The organism is Belliella kenyensis (genome assembly GCF_022549675.1).
Taxonomy (GTDB): Bacteria; Bacteroidota; Bacteroidia; order Cytophagales; family Cyclobacteriaceae; genus Belliella; species Belliella kenyensis.
This window is the reverse complement of record NZ_JAKZGR010000003.1, coordinates 92,806-111,228: the sequence shown is the minus strand read 5'-3', so window position 1 is coordinate 111,228 and position 18,423 is coordinate 92,806. Positions and strand designations below refer to the sequence as shown.

Here is an 18,423-nt window from a genome sequence, read left to right as displayed (position 1 = left end):
AAAGTTTGACCTAAATAAGGCCTTTAGAATGAAAAAGAGAAAAATATTGTCAGCAGAAGAAGTTGACAGAATTGTAGAAATGGCATGGGAAGACCGTACCACTTTTGATGCGATCAATAATCAGTTTGGAGTTTCAGAAAAAGAAGTGATTGAAATCATGAGAAAAACCATGAAGACGTCCTCCTTTAAGATGTGGCGTGCAAGGGTTCAAGGTCGGAAGACAAAACATGCTTCCAAAAACAGAAAACTACTTACAAGGTTCAAATGCTCAAGACAAAAAAGTATTTCGGGTAATAAAATAAGCAAAAGACCCTAGAAGGTTTGGTTTTTAACTAATTTTTCAACACAAAATTCTATTTTGATATCTTTGCGTTTTTCAAAATAATTATTTTGTATTTCAAAAATAATTAAATGTAACTTACTCTATTATCAAGAAAGATTTATTCAATAATATTTAGATCATGGATATTTGTCGTAACTTTTGTACTCCAAATCAAGAAGTTAATCACCCAAACCACTTATTTCATTGTCTCCGCAGGAAAAACAACCTCATAATGAGTATGGCTATCACTTGCCCGACTGGATTTACAAGTCGGGTCTTTTTTATGTGCTTATTGTAGACATGGAAGGCAAAGTTTTGTATATAAATGATTACTTTAGTAAGAAGTTTTTCAACATAAAAGCCAATTTTGAAAGGAAATCATTTTTTGAATATATAGTCAGTGAAGATTTAGATTTGGCCATCCATACAGCATCATTATGTACCAAAAACCCCGAGCAAAGCTTCCAAGTAGATCTTCGAAATCACCTCATAGTTTCTGGTCAAAAAGTCTCGACCAGATGGGCTTTTACAAGTATTTTAGGTGCTCAAAATCTTCCTTTAGGTATTCTTATGGTGGGTTTTGATGTAAGCATAAGGGAAAAGGATTTACCAAGACCAGCCATAAAAAAATTTCAATTCGATAAAGTTTTCAATTTCCTTTCTGATTGCATTATTTGTTTGAATGATCATTTAGACACTATTCATTCTAACAAAGCTGCTGAAAAGCTCTTCAATTTAGAAAGTGATGATGAAAAAAATAGCACTTTCAAATTCTCCAAAAGCCAAAACCAAGCTTCTCCCTTATGGAATGCGATCAAAGAGTCTAAATCAAACAATAAGATTATTGATTTTCAAGAGTACCATGAAGAGCTTGACCTTTACTTTTATGGAATTGTTATTCCCTCTGAAAGTAACGTTATGATAATTGTAAGGGATAATACCAGAGAAATACAAGCTAAATTTTTACTTCTAGAATCAGAAAACAAGTTAAAAGCTATACTAAACAGCACTACCGATTGTATTATCTTAATCAATCAGGAATTCAAGGTGATGGCATTTAACAAAGTAGCTATCAAGCACTGTCAAACTACCTCAAATAAAAGAATTTCAATTGGTGTCGATTATAGAGACTTTATACTCAAAGAAATTGAACAGGAATTTTACCCTAACTTTATAGCCGCACTTCATGGTGAAATAAAGGTTTTTGAAAAAGAACTGCTAAGAAATGACAATAAACTTCAATGGGTCGAGTTTATGTTTTATCCAGTCTATGATTCGAACGAACAGATGATCGGAGTAACTCAACTTATCAAAGATATCACAAAGTCAAAAGAACAAATCGCCAAAATCCGAGCTCAGTACGAGAAGTTCAAAGAAATAGCTTGGATTCAATCTCATGAAGTAAGAAGTCCTCTTGCCAATATCATGGGATTAGTAGAAATGCTAAAAACTGACCGCGACAGCATGGACGAGTCTGAGATTCAGTCATTTTTCAACAATATACTCAGCGAGGCTGAAAAGCTAGACCAAAAAATCAGAAAGATCACCAAAGCTACAGAAGAGCAGCTAGGCTTACAATCTACTGATGAATTTAAAAAACAAGTTTAGAATTTTGTGATGAAAACAAACATAAACCAAAAACCACTTTTTGATTGCTATTAATCTTTTTAAATTGCCGCTCCCTAAAAAAAGCGTAAGCAATGAAGCAGTACCACGACTTGATGAGACATATTTTGGACAATGGTGTAGAAAAAGGAGATCGCACCGGTACAGGCACCAAAAGTGTATTCGGATACCAAATGAGATTCAATTTAAAAGATGGGTTCCCCTTGGTCACTACAAAAAAATGCCACCTAAGATCAATCATCATTGAATTGCTTTGGTTTCTCAAAGGTGATTCTAATATCAAATACCTCAATGACAATAAAGTAAGCATTTGGGACGAATGGGCTGATGATAATGGTGACCTTGGCCCAGTATATGGATATCAATGGAGGCATTGGCCAGATGGAAAAGGTGGAGAAATAGATCAAATCAAAAACCTCATAGATCAAATCAAAAATAAGCCAGATAGTAGACGGCTTATTGTTTCTGCCTGGAATGTAGCTGATGTAGACCATATGGCATTACCTCCATGCCATACTATGTTTCAGTTTTATGTAGCCAATGGACAACTCTCCTGTCAGCTATATCAAAGAAGTGCAGATGTGTTCTTAGGCGTACCCTTCAATATCGCTTCTTATGCACTTTTTACGATGATGATTGCGCAAGTATGCGGTTTACAACCGGGAGAATTTATTCATACCTTTGGGGATGCACATTTGTACAGCAACCACATGGAGCAAGCGCATCTCCAGTTGAGCAGGGAGTGCAGACCCCTGCCTACGATGAAAATCAATTCAGAAGTCAAAGATATTTTCGAGTTCAAGTTTGAAGATTTTGAGCTGATTGGATATGATCCACATCCTCATATTAAAGCTCCAGTTGCTGTATAGGTCTAATTGGACAAATTATTTTTGATCTGCTCGCTAAGAAAAGTTCAGCTGATAGTTTAGAATGGTGGTGATCTTAATTCACAAATTGGGTAACTAAATCTTCTAAAAATCAAACAAATGTTCCAAAAAAGCCACTTTTGATTGCTTTAGCAGCCGATTACCAACCTGATGCAGGTAACTGATACCTGTCACGTTGCTAACAAAAACAGTATCCGCTGCATACAAAGACTCCAAAGTAGCATCGACCTCTTCATAAGGGATATGTTTTGACTTCATGTGAGATAAGATAACCCTTCTACCCACTCCATTGATACAACCGTTGGATAGAGATGGGGTGTAGAATTTTCCACCAGTCTGCCAAAATAAATTTGCTGCTCCAGCCTCAGAAAGATATCCTCTATGATCAAGGAGCAGCACTTCTTCGAACCCTTGAAGCTGCCTATCTCTATTAGCTATCACATATGGAAGAGCGTTGATTGTCTTGCAACTGCTAAACATGGATTCATGCAATTTGATTGTAGGATGCACGAATGCACTCTTTTTGGATTTGCTAGATGGATAATATGCCTCCAGCTGGAGAAGTTCCTCTACCTCGTCACAAAGTGGAGCATACTTCCCTCCACTTTTTCGAAAGATAGTCCACCTCACCCTGCAAGGATCAGAATGAGACCATTTGTTAGTTAAAAGTACCTCCAACTGCTCAAAGCTGCTAAGAGAATCCTTTCTCAATCCTAAGGCTTCACAGCCTTCTAAGACTCGCTCCTGATGAAATTCCCTAAATCTAAATTTTCCATTATGGAAAATCATGGTTTCGAAAATACCGTCTGCATACAGTAGTCCTCGATTAGCAACTTGAAACGATGTGGATTCCCAAAAGCTTGACTTCAGCTTGGAAAGAATAACTGTATCACTAACGTTCATAAAACCGTTCATTTTCGTACAAAATATTATTTCGTATAGTACTAATTAAGCACAAAGAAAATAAATAATGTTAAAAAACAGCCATTCATCAGTATTAAACTAGCGTTTTTACAATGACTTAAAATTAAATCCTATTTTAGCATAAAAATTGGAAAACCAAGTTTAAGATGAGTGGAAAAAGCAGTGTATTTGATATGATAGGACCAGTAATGATAGGACCGTCCTCTTCGCATACTGCAGGAGTAGTGCGAATCGCCAGAGCTGCAATCAGAGTATTGGGGGGAACTCCCGACCGCGCAGAGATCACTTTCTACAATTCATTTGCGAGAACCTACGAGGGACATGGAAGTGATAAAGCCATTATAGGTGGGTTGATGGATTTCAAAACTGATGACCCAAAGATTAGAACTGCATTTGAAGAAGCGGAAAGGAAAGGTTTAGTCTATAAATTTAAATCGATAGGAAATGCCTCGATCTACCATCCCAATACGATAAAATTAAATCTTTTTAAAGAAGACAAAAGTGTAGAGGTCATTGGAGAAAGTCTAGGCGGTGGACTGATCAATATTGCATACGTGGATGGTTTCAATGCTGACTTCACAGCACAATCCCACACATTGATCATTAAAGCTCAAGATATTTCTGGGGCTATAGCTTTCATTTCTAGTGTCATAGCACAAGAAAAAGCCAATATAGCCACCATGTCAGTATCTAGAAAAGGAAAAAATGACCTAGCTTGCCATGTCATAGAAATGGATTCTGGTATGCAACCGATCACTATCGAATACCTAAAAAGTATCCCTTGGATTCAAGAACTAATATACATACCAGACATAGATTTATAAATATAGCATGAGAAACAAGTACACTTTAAAATTGCTGCTTTCTTTCTTTTTACTTAGCCAAGGTATAAGGGCTCAAGAAAGTATGTATGATGCATTAGACCTCCAAACCTGCATCGAAATTGCTTTAGAAAACAACCTTACGCTAAAAAGAAGCGAGATCAACTTGGCTCTAAATGAAGCCACATTACTTCAAAGTCAAGGACAAAGACTACCCTCTCTTTCAGCTGGTGGAATTACTGGGTACAGATGGGGTCGTTCGATCAACCCCGTGACCAACCTCTTTGAAAATAATAGGATTGGAAACGTAAATATTTCAGCAAGCACCAATTTCACTTTGTTTGCAGGTCAGCAAATCACCAACACAATCAACCAAGCCAAAAGCGACATTGAGGTCAGTAAACTTAATGTAAAGACTACAGAGAACAATATCACCTTGAACGTGATCAACTTGTTTATCAATGTGATCTTCTCAGAAGAACAATTGAAGATCGCTAGAAATCAAATGGCTTCAACGAAAGAGCAACTTGAGAACACCACCAAATTAGTGGATGCGGGCTCTCTACCACTTGCCAATAAGCTTGATCTTCAAGCTCAAAATGCAACCAACGAACTGGAAGTTTTAAATGCTGAAAACTCCCTCAGAGGTGCTAAGCTTAATTTATTGCAGGCGATGCAGCTGCCATTTGACCCTCATTTAAAAGTACTTGCTCCCGACCTTTCGGTAGAAACAGTAGCCTTATCTGGAGAAAGCGTTGACGAGATTTATGAACTTTCGAAAGAGATTTTACCACAAATCAAAGCTGCTCAATTAGCTGTAGAAAGTGCCGAGTATGGTATCAAAATAGCTAGAGGCGCATTCTACCCTACTCTTGGTATTGGTGCTGATGTTTTCACGAACTATGTAGATGTCAACCCACTACTAAGAGATCGTGATCCTTTCGTGACACAATTAGAAAACAACCTATCTCAAGCAGCCAGCGTTCGATTGAGCATCCCGATATTCTCAAACTTCAGAAATACTGCTGGTCTGCAACGTGCAAGGCTACAAAGAAACTTAAGTGAGATTACAGCATTTGAGGTTAAAAATGAGTTGAGGCAAGATATCGAAGTTGCCTTCACCAATGCAATCGCTGCTGATCAGGCCTATAGATCATCTTTGGTAAGGGTATCAGCTTTGGATGAATCCTTCCGTATCGCCAAGCAGCGATTTGATGCAGGGGCAATCAACTTTGCAGATTACCAACTGGCCCAAAACAACCTTTTCAATGCGCAAGCTGATCTAGTCACAGCAAAGTACACTTATATCTTTAGAGTCAAAGTATTAGATTTTTACCTAGGCAATCCGCTTAATTTATAATTAGAATCATGGCAAAAAAACAATCAAACAAAGTATTATACATCCTGCTCATTACTGTAGGTGTATTGGTAGTATTCGCATTTATTGGTAGATCTGCTGGGTGGATTGGTGGAGAAAAGGAAATCCCTGTGGAAACAACACTTGCTAAAAAAGTAACCATCACTGAAAAGGTTTCCGCATCTGGAGTCATCGAGCCAGAAATAGAAGTAAAGCTCAGCCCAGATGTAGCAGGTGAGATCATTGAGCTCAATGTGGTAGAAGGAGATTCAGTAAAAGTGGGAGATCTACTTGTAAAAATCCGTCCTGACAATTTCATATCTGCGCTGGATAGAGCCAAGGCAAACCTAAATCAACAAAAAGCTAACTTGGCTCAAGCCGAAGCAAACTTAAAAAGAGCTGAAGCGCAATATACCAGAGCAGAGCTAGACTATAATAGAAATGAAAAACTGCACAAAGACAAAGTAATCTCAGACTCTGACTGGGAACTTGCCCAATCAAATTTCTTGACTGCAAAAAATGATCTAGATGCTGCTAAGCAAACTGTCCTTGGTGCAGAGTATATCATCAAAAGCTCACAAGCGACAGTAAATGAAGCCAATGAAAACCTGAGACTTACCAACGTCTACTCTCCTGTAAATGGTACGGTTTCGAAACTCCTAGTAGAAAAGGGGGAAAGAGTGGTAGGCACGCAACAAATGGCTGGTACAGAAATGCTAAGACTAGCGGATCTGAGCAAAATGGAGGTAAGAGTCAATGTCAATGAAAATGACATTATCAGAATCAGCTTGGGAGACACCACATTAATAGATGTAGATTCTTATGCATCTGTATCCAAAAAATTCAAGGGAGTAGTAACTTCAATTGCAAATTCAGCAAATACCAAAGCCAGCATAGATGCTGTGACTGAATTTGAGGTAAAAATCAGAATTTTGAATGACTCTTATGCAGAATTGGTGACTGAGAAAAACAGGTTTCCTTTTAGGCCTGGAATGACCGCTAGTGTGGACATCATCACGCAGAAGAAAGAAAACATCCTAGCAGTGCCTTTGGCAGCTGTCACTACCAGAGAGGATGAAGTAAATACCACAGCTGACGGTAGCAAAAAATCCAAAGAATTGGTCTTTGTAGTAAAAGACGGCAAAGCTTCAAAAAGAGAGATTAAGTCAGGAATTTCGGACTTTGATCACATAGAAGTGACAGAAGGTGTTGAAGAGGGTGACGAAATCATCTCCGGTCCATACTTTACAGTGAGCAAGCAAATCAAAGAAGGTGACCTCCTCAAAGTGACCAAAAAGACAGAATAATAGTTATTTATCATAAAACTAAAATGCCTTTGAATCTAGAAGAATTTTTTCAACTAGATTCAAAGGCGATTTTTTTTTCAACCTGAGAGTATCTTACTAATCAGAGATTAAATGAAGATAGCACTTAATATTCCCTAGCATAAGCCCCCCCTAAGGTTAATCTTTTTCAAAGTCATTAGGGCTTTGACTAGATGATATCAATCCAATCTTGAACCCTCGAAGGATTTTGCCTGAATACTTTTACCTGATTGTAATAATTACCCCTATAAAAATAGACTACCTATTCCCCATCGATCAATTTCTTCAAAGCTTGGTAAACCAAATGAACAGGAAATCCCATAACAGTGTAAAAAGACCCTTCTATCCTACTTACGGCTACATATCCTATCCACTCTTGTATACCATAAGCCCCAGCTTTGTCCAGCGGAGAAAAGTTATTTACATAATAAGATATTTCTTCTGATGATAACTCAGCAAATTCAACTTTTACTTTATCCTGCTGAGTAGATTGACCTCTTGCATGTGTTAAGGAAATCCCTGTGACAACATGATGAGTTTTGCCAGAAAGCGCAGTTATCATGGCCACTGCCTCTTCTGCATCTTTAGGTTTGTTTAAGATTTTCCCATCCAGAATCACCACTGTATCTGCTGTCAGAAGTATTTCATCATGCATCAATTCATGCGCAAATGCATCTCCCTTCTTCTTAGAAAGATAACCTGCTACTTCGAAAGGATCCATGTCATCTGGAAAACTCTCGTCCGTATCTTTGGTCTTTATTATAAAATCGACACCCAAACCTGCAAGAAGTTCTTTCCTTCGAGGTGATTTGGACGCCAATATCAGTTGCTTATTTTTTAGATCGATCATCTTTTAAACAAATCATATGAAAACTTAAACTCCTCCTCCTCTATCGAGGCAAACAATAGACCTGAAAGTGTTTTGGGGTAAAAATAGGTCGATTTTTGTGGCATTGTATGACCTGATTTACACACCTCAAGGACTTGTCTCATGGCTATATCTTTGGTAATGATCGCAAAAGATGCTTCTTTAGAGACTACTTTGGCCAGACATTTTCTCAAATTACGTTCATAATTTATCTCATCTGAGTAACGCTGCTCTGCCATAGGTATACCCAGCACTTTCTCTATCAAGAAAAAGTGAAGTACAATCAGGTCTACATCATGTAATACTTCAGGAATACTAGATGGTAGCTCATGGATGCACTCAGGCTTAAGTCTGATTTTATAAGCTTCATCACCCAACATTAGACCAAAAGCCCATTTTTTGTGCAAAATAAGTTCTTCTATCTCATCCACATCGTTGAGTTGACGGATGATGAAGTATGCTTTTATTTTCTCCAGCAATTCTTTGGAAGACAAATCTATCCCAGTAAAAACCCTGTGCGTAGGCAAAATCTTCAGGTTTTTGTCTGATGCATTGGTCAGATACATCATGTGGAAATTATACGCCTCAGCTCCTGTATGACTTGGGTTGGACGCCATCATTTCCTTTCTGAATGCTATGGCACCTTCATACCTATGGTGACCATCTGCCAAGATCACTTGCTTTTCGCTAAGAAGCTTTACAAATTTGCTGATTGTCTCTTTGTCTCGGATTACTCCTAGGACTTCTCTTACCCCTTGATAATCCTCAATATCATACAATGGATTGGTGATTGCTTGATCCATATAGGATTCGAGTGTATGAGCATCATCTTCATACAGTCCATGAGTTGCACTTGATTGGAACTTGGTATGCCTTAGGAGCTCGACACGATCATTTACTGATTTGGCTATGGTATTTTCATGTCTCAAGACGACACCTTCTTCCCAATCATATGCTTTGATCTGAGTGATGAAGCCTTTCCTACACGTTTCTCCTTCTTGACCAGGCATGCGGAAATATTGATAATACACATAGATTCCAGGCTCATGATCTTGTACCAAGACCTCTTCTCGCTTCCATTTATCCATCAATTGCTTAGCCCTTTGAGCTGGTTTTGGACCTTGAGGTACAGATAAGTGAATGCTATTGATAGGATTAGCATACAATGCCTCTCTCTGCTTGGTAGATACTACGTCAAACAAAGGAGAAGTCAACTCCTCCATCAGATATTTGTACTTTTCGTGATATCGGAAGGCTTTGATAGGTAGTATTTCAGCCATTACAGAAGCCTATTTTTCCATTTTGTCCTTGGGAATTGATCCCCTTGCAAAGATTTTATTTTTCGCAAATCCTTCTTTGAAGATTCAAAAATCTCAACGGCAGAGGCAGCAAGAAGAGAAAGTTCATCATCAGTCCACTGCTCATCAAGGCTTTCTGGCGTAAAATATCGCTCCACAAATTTGGTATCGAAATCACCACTTCTAAAGGCCTCATGCTTCATGACGAATTTGCAAAAACCTAAAGTAGTTTCTATACCTGTGATCTGATACTCTTCTATCGCCCTGATCATCCTGTCCATTGCCTTTTCTCTAGTGTCTGCATGGGTTATCAGCTTTGCGATCATCGGATCATAGTAAATAGGAATATCCATACCTTGTTCAAAGCCATCATCTACCCTGACACCTGATCCTTGTGGTCTGGTGTAAGTTTGTAGCTTTCCGATATCAGGAAGGAAATTGTTTTTAGGATCTTCTGCATACACTCGGATTTCTACAGCATGTCCATGAATTTTCAAATCTTCTTGACCAAAAGATAGCTGATGGCCTTCAGCTACCAAAATTTGCTCTTTCACCAAGTCTACTCCTGTGATCATCTCGGTGACAGGGTGCTCCACTTGAAGCCTGGTATTCATTTCCAAAAAGTAGAAGTTCAAGGCTTCGTCTACGATAAACTCAACTGTCCCTGCTCCATAATAATCACAAGCCTTAGCAACCATAATAGCAGCCTCACCCATTCTCTGCCTCATAGCTTCAGATACCACAGCAGAGGGTGCTTCTTCCACTACTTTTTGATGCCTCCTTTGGACAGAGCACTCTCTTTCGAAGAGATGAACCACATTTCCATGATGATCTCCCAATACCTGAATTTCAATATGTCTAGGTGAGGTAATGTATTTCTCTATAAAAACTGCACCATCACCAAAGGCTGACTGAGCCTCTGATATAGCGCGCTGCATTTGTTCTTCAAATTCCTCCTCCTTTTCTACAATACGCATTCCTTTACCTCCACCACCAGCACTGGCTTTGATCAAGATTGGATAGCCGATAGATGCAGCTGTAGACTTGGCTTCGTCTATGTCAGATATGGCCTCTTCCGTACCTGGCACCATAGGAATTCCATATTTAGATACAGCTTGCTTTGCTGCCAATTTGGAACCCATCACCTCTATAGCCTGTGGAGAAGGGCCCACAAAGATTATCCCAGCTTCACTGACCCGTTGAGCAAATTTTGCATTCTCAGACAAAAACCCATAGCCTGGATGTATGGCATCTACCTGGAGATCTTTGCATGCTTGTATGATCTTGTCTATCAACAAATAGGATTGATTAGAAGGTGCAGGCCCAAGGCAAACTGCCTCATCAGCATACTTGACATGCGGAGCATGGCGATCAGCTTCACTGTACACAGCCACGGTTTTGATGCCCATCTCTCTAGCAGTCCTCATGATTCTAAGACTTATTTCTCCTCTATTGGCTACCAGAAGTTTATGTATTTTTTTCATATTTGGGTTTTTTCATCTATTCAAAAAAGCTTAACTCACGAAGTAAATAAATTTATGTGAGGATTTGAAAGAATATTTGAAATGACCCCTCAAATTTTGTAGGAATAGTAAAAAGTATTACTTTTGGCGAGTTTAGCGGTATCGACCGTTGTTGAAAAATTGTACAACAAAACCTTTCAAAGCATTGGATTTATTTGATAAATTAAATACGAACTTGGGCCCTTTGGGCAAGCATTCTGAGCTATCAGAAGGATATTTTACGTTCCCAAAACTGGAAGGCGAAATCGCTCCAAGGATGAAATTCAAAGGCAAAGAAGTCCTTACTTGGAGTCTGAACAATTACCTCGGCCTGGGCAACCATCCTGAAGTACGAAAAGCTGACGCAGAAGCTGCCCAAAAATGGGGTGCTGCTTACCCAATGGGGGCTAGAATGATGTCTGGTCAGACAGACCTTCACGAGCAGCTGGAAAGAGAGCTGGCAGATTTTGTTGGTAAAGAAAGCGCTTATTTGCTAAACTTTGGCTATCAAGGTATACTTTCAGTGATCGATTCTGTTTTGGATCGAAAAGATGTAGTCGTATATGATAGTGAATGCCACGCGTGTATCATAGATGCATTGAGAATGCACCTAGGAAAACGCTATGTTTTTCCTCACAATGACATAGAAAACTGTGAAAAGCAACTTGAAAGAGCTACCAAACTCGCTAATGAGCAAGGTGGCGGCATACTACTAATAACCGAAGGTGTATTTGGCATGACAGGTGATCAAGGCAAACTTGCTGAGATCGTCAAGTTGAAAGAGAAATTCAACTTTAGACTTTTGGTAGATGATGCGCATGGATTTGGTACCATGGGTAAAACTGGTGCGGGAACTGGTGAAGAACAAGGAGTACAGGATCAAGTAGACCTTTATTTCTCCACATTTGCAAAATCTATGGCTTCCATAGGTGCATTTATCGCTGGTGATGCCAAAGTGATCCATTACCTGAAGTACAACATGCGCTCTCAAATCTTTGCAAAATCTCTCCCTATGCTACTTGTAGAAGGAGCGTTGAAAAGATTAGAGTTGCTTAGAACACAGCCCGAATTGAAAGACAACTTGTGGAAAATCGTTAATGCATTGAAAAATGGGCTTACTGAAAAAGGTTTCAGCATTGGCAACTCCAATTCTCCTGTAACCCCAGTAGTATTGAATGGAACAGTAGGAGAAGCCGCTACTTTGAGCAAGGATTTAAGAGAAAATCACAACATTTTCTGCTCAGTGGTAATCTACCCTGTAGTACCTAAAGGCATGATTATCTTGAGGTTAATACCTACAGCTGTACATACATTAGAAGATGTAGAAGAGACTATAGCTGCCTTTGAAGCTGTAAAGGACAAACTAGCTAGTGGATATTATAAAACTTCCGAACTAGCTATTTCCTTTGGGGAATAAAAAAAAATAGACAAAAAAGTCGTCTAATTGTTGTTTTAGAAACATTTTGCATATATTGAACGTCAAATTAAACTTATCATCAACCTTAAAATTAACTTTTACTATGAGCAGATTTAGCGAAATTAAAGATCTTGTACTAGGTCTAGAAGGTGACTTCGAAAAATTCTATGACAAAGGCAATCAAGCAGCCGGAACTAGAGTTAGAAAAGGAATGCAAGATCTTAAGAATCTAGCACAGGACATCCGTAAGGAAGTTCAAGACAAGAAAAACGCTGGTTAATTAAAAATACCATAGTTAATAAAAAGGAGATCAATTGATTTCCTTTTTTTTTGCCAAAAAAGGTCAACAACTTGAATCAGCTGTTGACCTTTTCATTGCCACTTAATAATTCAAGAGAAAAATTAAGTATGCTGTTTCCAATGACAGATTACTTGGTAAAGATTATCATTTGAATTCATAGAATTCGAATTGGCTCAAGTTAATATTTAAACCCCACTGAACTCACGAACCCTACTGACAATCACTTTTTCTGAATACTTGTAGTTACTTCGAGCTTGTTGTTCTCTCTGTTCACATCAGCCATTCTTTTACTTGGATCAATTTCCACAGACTTGATATCAGCTATAGGTCTTTCCAACATTACTTCTGTGCTATAATTCGTCCAAGGCCATTTTTGAGTTTTGACACGCTTAGGCATCCCTTCTTCCTCTGGCTTGCTACCTCTTTGGATGACAAGTGGGAGATAAATCATCTCTTGTGAACCATCTTGATATGTCACAACCAAGTCTACTGGCATAGGCATCATGCCTTTTCGCTCTAGGGTAATTTTGGAATCGTTACCTACGGCTTCCACAGATTTCACACCATAGTCAATGGACTTTGTAGAAGCTATAAAGTAATCATAATACCAATCTAGCTCTAGGCCACTTACTTGCTCAAAAACCCTAATTACATCGTGTCCATTCGGATGCTTAAATTGCCAATCATTCCATAACTTAAGCAAAGCTTTATCAAAATTCTCTTTACCTATCACATAAGCCATTTGCTCTACGAAAACTGCTCCTTTGTTGTAAGTCCCTGGTCCGTAGGCTGAATTTAAATTATAATGATCCCCATGAGTGGTGAGTGGCTCTTCATATCCTGCATTTTCTAGTCTAAAATAAGAACGGTAACTCCCCTCATGGACAAAATTTGGATCCTTTTCAAACACTGCGTCCATGACTACTGAAGTACCCCAAGTGGTAAAACCTTCATCCAACCAAGGTTCGGAAGACTCATTGAACCCAAGGACACCATAATACCAACTATGAATCAATTCGTGAACTGTCACACCAACCAGACTTCGTAAGTTTCTGTGTCCTGTGATCAAAGTGGCCATTGGGTACTCCATACCACCATCTCCACCTTGGATGACAGAATACTGATCATAAGGATATTTACCAAAATTTTCACTGCAATATTCAATTGCATCAATAGTGTACTGCATCAACTTACCCCAATTTTCCTCCGTCTTCTCATTTTTCACATAAAGTAAATGAACCATTGGCCCATTTTCCATTTGAACTTTTTCATGCGTGTAGTTAGGATCTGCAGCCCACATAAAATCATGTACACTTGGTGCCTTGAAGTGCCATGTTAGGTTTTTTCCTCTCGTACTAGGTACTTTTACTCCTTCATCCTCATATCCCTTACCGATTTCATTGGCATTCTGTAGATAGCCAGTACCTCCTAATGTATAGCTTTTGTCAATGGTGATTTTCACATCAAAATCCCCAAAATTCCCATAGAATTCTCTTCCTATATATGGATTAGCATGCCAACCTCTCGTATCATATGCAGCCATCTTAGGATACCACTGAGACATTGAATACCTTATGCCTTCAGCATTGTCCCTGCCTGCTCTACGGACTTGAAGGGGCACTTGACCAAAGAACTCCATATCAAATACTACCGTCTGTCCAGGCAGAATTGGCTCAACTAGATCCACTTCGAGAATAGTCTCTTCATGTTCAAACTTCACAGGCTTTCCATTCATGGAAAGCTTTTTTACTTCTAAAATCCCGAATTCATCAGGACTCAAATTTTGAATTCGATCCATGACCCTACGATCAGGGTCTGCTATGGTTCGTGACCTTACATCCATCATGCTATTGGGCTGAAAGGCATTATAATACAAATGGTAAAATGCTCTAAAGAGCGTATCGGACGAATTATTTGTATAATGAAGCTTCTGAGTACCAGTATATTGATTTTTCACAACATCCATAGTCACATCCATTTCATACTTAACCTTCTGTTGATAACGGTCCTTTTGGGCTTGGGAATCTGTAGATATCCCTAACATTATCATTCCAATGACAACAAACGATATTTTTTTGAACATATTCAGTTTTAGAATTTTTGCTAAAATAACCTAAAATTTAGGCTGGCAGCAAGCCATTAGTATAATATTTCAAATTCAGTTTCGCTTTCTTATGCATGTTTATTTACCTTTGTCTGCTCAAGAAATAAACCCGATCATGGAAGAAAACATCAAAAAAATACAACTTAACGACCTCCACGTGGCACTAGGAGGAAAAATGGTACCATTCGCTGGCTACAATATGCCAGTAAGGTATACCTCAGATATTGAGGAACACAAAGCTGTGCGAGAAGGAGTGGGTGTATTTGATGTCTCACACATGGGAGAATTTATGGTAACTGGCCCGAAGGCCTTGGATTTGATTCAGAAAGTAACCTCTAATGATGCCTCTAAGCTTATCAATGGACAGGCGCAATACTCATGCTTCCCAAATGAACAAGGAGGAATTGTGGACGATTTAATTGTGTACAAGTTTGATAATGAAGCATACATGCTAGTAGTCAATGCTTCTAATATCGAAAAAGATTGGGCATGGATCAATAAGCACAATACCGTAGGAGCAACTTTAGAAAACATCTCTGAAGAAATATCCCTTTTTGCCATCCAAGGTCCAAAAGCAATAGAAGCCGTACAATCCTTGACACCCATAAATCTTTCCGAGGTAAAATTTTATCATTTTACCGTAGGTGAGTTTGCAGGAGTACAAGACGTAATCATTTCTGGGACAGGATATACTGGTGCTGGAGGATTTGAGATTTATGTAAAAAATCAAGATGCAGAAAAAGTCTGGGAGGCAATTTTCGAAGCTGGAAAAGATTTTGACATCAAGCCCATAGGTCTTGGAGCAAGAGATACCCTAAGAATGGAAATGGGCTATTGTCTCTATGGTAACGACATCAATGACGAGACCTCCCCTATAGAAGCTGGACTAGGTTGGATTACAAAATTCACAAAAGAATTCATCAATAGTAACAACCTCAAAAAACAAAAAGAAGCCGGAGTAGATAAAAAGCTTGTTGGCTTTATATTGCATGAGAGAGGTATTCCAAGGGCTAACTACCCTATCCTTAATATGGATGGGGAAACGATCGGTGAAGTGACTTCTGGCACGCAATCTCCATCCATGTCTGTAGGAATAGGACTTGGCTATGTACAAACAGCATATGCATCCGTGGGCACAGACATTTACATACAGATTAGAAATAAAAACATCCCCGCTAAGGTGGAAAAACTGCCACTTTACAAATAACATTAAATAGAACCCGCATGTCCTTCCTTGAGCACTGCGGGTTTTTCTTTTGCCTATCATGAAAAAAAATATAGAAGTTTGCTTTAGTCCAGAGCTAATTCACCTACATGACATCAATGACAAAATAGTCGTCGTAGTAGATATATTTCGCGCTACCTCTACGATGATAACAGCCTTGGGTAATGGTGTAAGCAGTATCACACCAGTAGCAGACTTGGAAACATGCAGGTCTATGAAAGCTGAAGGCTACCTGATCGCAGGTGAAAGAAATGGTCAACCTGCAGATGGATTTTTGCTTGGGAATTCTCCTTTGGCTTATTTAGATAATGCATTTGCAGGTCAAAAAATCGCCATGACTACCACCAATGGGACACTTGCTATAGAGAAATCAAAATCAGGAGCTAAAGCAATCTTGATAGGTGCCTTCATCAACCTTTCGGCGACTGCTCAATACCTCAAAACACAAAATGCCGACATTCTGATCCACTGTGCAGGCTGGAAAGGAAAGTTCAACTTAGAAGATTCTTTATACGCAGGAGCATTAGTAAGTACATTAGCACAAGATTTTTCAATAAGTTGTGACGGAGCTATAGCAATGAAATCCCTCTACGAAACAACTAAAACTAACTTACCGGGATTTCTCGCCCAAGCTTCACACGCCAAGAGACTACAAAACCACAACATAGAAGCAGATATAGACTTCTGCTTGCAACTTGATCAATATATGATCATTGGTAAACTAATAGGCCAAGAACTTGTGGCACAATCGATTGAAACCGAATAATAATTCAAAGCTGAAATTTACATGCTGTATGCTTATGAAAAATCCATACATTTGTAAGCATTCGAAATCAAATAGATTCTTATCCAAAACCCTTCACAAAAATGACTGAGGTCAAACTCTTCGCCGGAACCAACAGTATCCAATTAGCAGAAAAAATCGCCAAGCATTATGGCAAAAAACTTGGAGATCTTACCCTTTCTAAATTTAGCGACGGAGAAATGTCTCCAAGCTTCAACGAATCAGTAAGAGGATGTACTGTATTTCTTATTCAATCTACAAATCCATCTGCTGACAATTTATTGGAACTCTGTCTGATGATAGATGCTGCCAAGAGAGCATCTGCCTACAAGGTCTGTGCAGTTATCCCATATTATGGCTATGCTAGACAAGATAGAAAAGACAGACCGAGGGTTTCTATTGCTGCAAAACTTGTAGCAAACATCTTAACCTCTGCTGGAGCAGATCGTATCATGACTTGTGATCTTCATGCAGGTCAAATTCAAGGATTTTTTGATTTACCTTTGGATCATTTGAATGGTTCAGCTATCTTTGTGCCCTATTTGGAGCGCTTAGATACAAGTAACTTGATTTTTGCTGCACCTGATGTGGGTGGAGTTGCAAGAGCAAGGTCTTATGCGAAGCATTTTGAAGTAGAAATGGTAGTCTGTGATAAGCACAGAAAAAGAGCTAACGAAGTAGCTTCTATGCAAGTGATCGGAGATGTAGAAGGAAAAGACGTTGTCTTGGTAGATGACTTAGTGGATACAGCAGGTACGCTTTGCAAAGCTGCACAGATCATCATGGACAAAGGTGCAAAATCTGTAAGAGCAATAGCAACTCATGGTGTACTTTCTGGAAAAGCTTACGAAAACATTGAAAACTCTGTGCTACTTGAATTGGTAGTCACTGACACGATCCCTGTAAGACAAAAGTCTGAAAAAATTAGGGTAATATCAGTTTCAGACCTTTTCGCAAAAGCAATACATGCAGTGACAGGAAATACATCAATCTCTGCATTATTTATTTAAGAATTACATTTAATTATTTATAACAAATCAATTTTAAAATTTATGAAATCTTTAGAGATTATAGGGTTTAAAAGAGCAAATCTCGACGGAGCTGCACTGAAAGAAATCAGAGAAGAAGGAAGCGTTCCTTGTGTAGTTTACGGTCCAGGTATCAAAGAGCAGATTCACTTCCACTCTCCTGCCATCCTTTTCAGAGACTTGATCTATACACCAGATGTTCACATGGTAGATTTGAACATCGAAGGTACAAAGGTGAAAGCCATCTTGAGAGAAGCTCAATTTCACCCAGTATCTGAGGTATTGCTTCACGCTGACTTCTTGGCATATACGGAAGACAGGCCTATCAAAATGGACATCCCAGTAGATATCCAAGGAACTTCTCCAGGTATCCAAAAAGGTGGTAAGTTGGAAATGAAAGCTAGAACGCTTCAAGTAAAAGGTCTTGCTGCTAATCTTCCTGATAGAATTCCAGTAAACATCTCTCACCTAGACTTAGGTAAATCTGTAAAAGTAAGTGAGTTGTCAGTAGAAGGTTTTGAAATCCTTACAAGCCCTAACGTATCTATCGCTACGATCGGTATTCCAAGAGCACTTAGAGGTAAAAAAGCTGAATAATTCCAGCTCTATGCAATATTTTAAAATCCTGCCTGTT

The 18,423-nt window shown here is 38.8% G+C and carries 17 protein-coding genes; 12 read left to right on the top strand and 5 right to left on the bottom strand.

The window, feature by feature from the left end; translation table 11 throughout:
• The first annotated feature begins 28 nt into the window (after window positions 1-28).
• From MM214_RS03860 to MM214_RS03850, 3 genes are all read left to right on the top strand, one after another.
• Window positions 29-316, top strand: coding sequence for a TIGR03643 family protein (locus tag MM214_RS03860; protein WP_241292206.1), 288 nt, complete (start codon window positions 29-31; stop codon window positions 314-316).
• A gap of 210 nt (window positions 317-526) precedes the next feature.
• Entirely contained in the window at window positions 527-1,930 is a 1,404-nt protein-coding gene (locus MM214_RS03855) for a PAS domain-containing protein (RefSeq protein WP_241292204.1), read from the top strand.
• 92 nt (window positions 1,931-2,022) lie between these two features.
• Complete coding sequence (locus tag MM214_RS03850; protein ID WP_241292202.1) at window positions 2,023-2,817, top strand: thymidylate synthase; 795 nt, start codon at window positions 2,023-2,025, stop codon at window positions 2,815-2,817.
• A gap of 102 nt (window positions 2,818-2,919) precedes the next feature.
• Here MM214_RS03850 and MM214_RS03845 read toward each other — a convergent pair whose 3' ends face one another.
• On the bottom strand, window positions 2,920-3,738 hold the full coding sequence (locus tag MM214_RS03845; protein WP_241292200.1) for an aminotransferase class IV: 819 nt from the start codon (window positions 3,736-3,738) through the stop codon (window positions 2,920-2,922).
• A gap of 167 nt (window positions 3,739-3,905) precedes the next feature.
• Between MM214_RS03845 and sdaAB the strand changes: the two genes are divergently transcribed.
• The 3 genes from sdaAB to MM214_RS03830 are packed head-to-tail and all read left to right on the top strand — an operon-like array spanning window position 3,906 to window position 7,244.
• Window positions 3,906-4,583 (top strand): L-serine ammonia-lyase, iron-sulfur-dependent subunit beta, encoded by a 678-nt coding sequence (gene sdaAB, locus MM214_RS03840; RefSeq protein WP_241292198.1) that lies wholly within the window; start codon window positions 3,906-3,908, stop codon window positions 4,581-4,583.
• Between the two features lie 7 nt (window positions 4,584-4,590).
• Window positions 4,591-5,940, top strand: coding sequence for a TolC family protein (locus MM214_RS03835; RefSeq protein WP_241292196.1), 1,350 nt, complete (start codon window positions 4,591-4,593; stop codon window positions 5,938-5,940).
• An 8-nt stretch (window positions 5,941-5,948) separates the two neighbouring features.
• Window positions 5,949-7,244 (top strand): efflux RND transporter periplasmic adaptor subunit, encoded by a 1,296-nt coding sequence (locus tag MM214_RS03830; RefSeq protein WP_241292194.1) that lies wholly within the window; start codon window positions 5,949-5,951, stop codon window positions 7,242-7,244.
• Between the two features lie 280 nt (window positions 7,245-7,524).
• Here the strand turns inward: MM214_RS03830 and MM214_RS03825 are convergent, their stop codons facing one another.
• From MM214_RS03825 to accC, 3 genes are read right to left on the bottom strand one after another with little or no spacing between them, the layout of a single operon-like run.
• Complete coding sequence (locus tag MM214_RS03825) at window positions 7,525-8,112, bottom strand: Maf family nucleotide pyrophosphatase (RefSeq protein WP_241292192.1); 588 nt, start codon at window positions 8,110-8,112, stop codon at window positions 7,525-7,527.
• A complete protein-coding gene (locus MM214_RS03820) occupies window positions 8,109-9,410 on the bottom strand; it encodes a DUF1015 domain-containing protein (protein WP_241292190.1) in 1,302 nt (433 codons plus the stop codon). The genes MM214_RS03825 and MM214_RS03820 overlap by 4 nt, the downstream gene beginning before the upstream one ends.
• The gene (gene accC, locus MM214_RS03815) at window positions 9,410-10,912 is read right to left on the bottom strand and encodes an acetyl-CoA carboxylase biotin carboxylase subunit (RefSeq protein WP_241292188.1); all 1,503 of its coding nucleotides are present in this window, start codon (window positions 10,910-10,912) and stop codon (window positions 9,410-9,412) included. The genes MM214_RS03820 and accC overlap by 1 nt, the downstream gene beginning before the upstream one ends.
• Before the next feature lie 184 nt (window positions 10,913-11,096).
• Between accC and MM214_RS03810 the strand changes: the two genes are divergently transcribed.
• Complete coding sequence (locus tag MM214_RS03810) at window positions 11,097-12,347, top strand: aminotransferase class I/II-fold pyridoxal phosphate-dependent enzyme (protein WP_241292186.1); 1,251 nt, start codon at window positions 11,097-11,099, stop codon at window positions 12,345-12,347.
• A 103-nt stretch (window positions 12,348-12,450) separates the two neighbouring features.
• The gene (locus MM214_RS03805) at window positions 12,451-12,627 is read left to right on the top strand and encodes a histone H1 (RefSeq protein ID WP_241292184.1); all 177 of its coding nucleotides are present in this window, start codon (window positions 12,451-12,453) and stop codon (window positions 12,625-12,627) included.
• Window positions 12,628-12,868: 241 nt separating this feature from the next.
• On the opposite strand, the gene MM214_RS03800 is transcribed toward MM214_RS03805, so the two are convergent.
• Window positions 12,869-14,731, bottom strand: a complete 1,863-nt coding sequence (locus MM214_RS03800; RefSeq protein ID WP_241292182.1) for a M1 family metallopeptidase — start codon at window positions 14,729-14,731, stop codon at window positions 12,869-12,871.
• A gap of 136 nt (window positions 14,732-14,867) precedes the next feature.
• Here MM214_RS03800 and gcvT point away from each other — a divergent pair, with 136 nt between their 5' ends.
• From gcvT to MM214_RS03780, 4 genes are all read left to right on the top strand, one after another.
• Window positions 14,868-15,959, top strand: coding sequence for a glycine cleavage system aminomethyltransferase GcvT (gene gcvT, locus MM214_RS03795; protein ID WP_241292179.1), 1,092 nt, complete (start codon window positions 14,868-14,870; stop codon window positions 15,957-15,959).
• 58 nt (window positions 15,960-16,017) lie between these two features.
• Entirely contained in the window at window positions 16,018-16,743 is a 726-nt protein-coding gene (locus MM214_RS03790; RefSeq protein WP_241292177.1) for a 2-phosphosulfolactate phosphatase, read from the top strand.
• Between the two features lie 101 nt (window positions 16,744-16,844).
• Window positions 16,845-17,771, top strand: a complete 927-nt coding sequence (locus MM214_RS03785; protein ID WP_241292175.1) for a ribose-phosphate pyrophosphokinase — start codon at window positions 16,845-16,847, stop codon at window positions 17,769-17,771.
• A 42-nt stretch (window positions 17,772-17,813) separates the two neighbouring features.
• A complete protein-coding gene (locus MM214_RS03780) occupies window positions 17,814-18,386 on the top strand; it encodes a 50S ribosomal protein L25/general stress protein Ctc (RefSeq protein ID WP_241292173.1) in 573 nt (190 codons plus the stop codon).
• The last annotated feature ends 37 nt before the right edge of the window (window positions 18,387-18,423 follow it).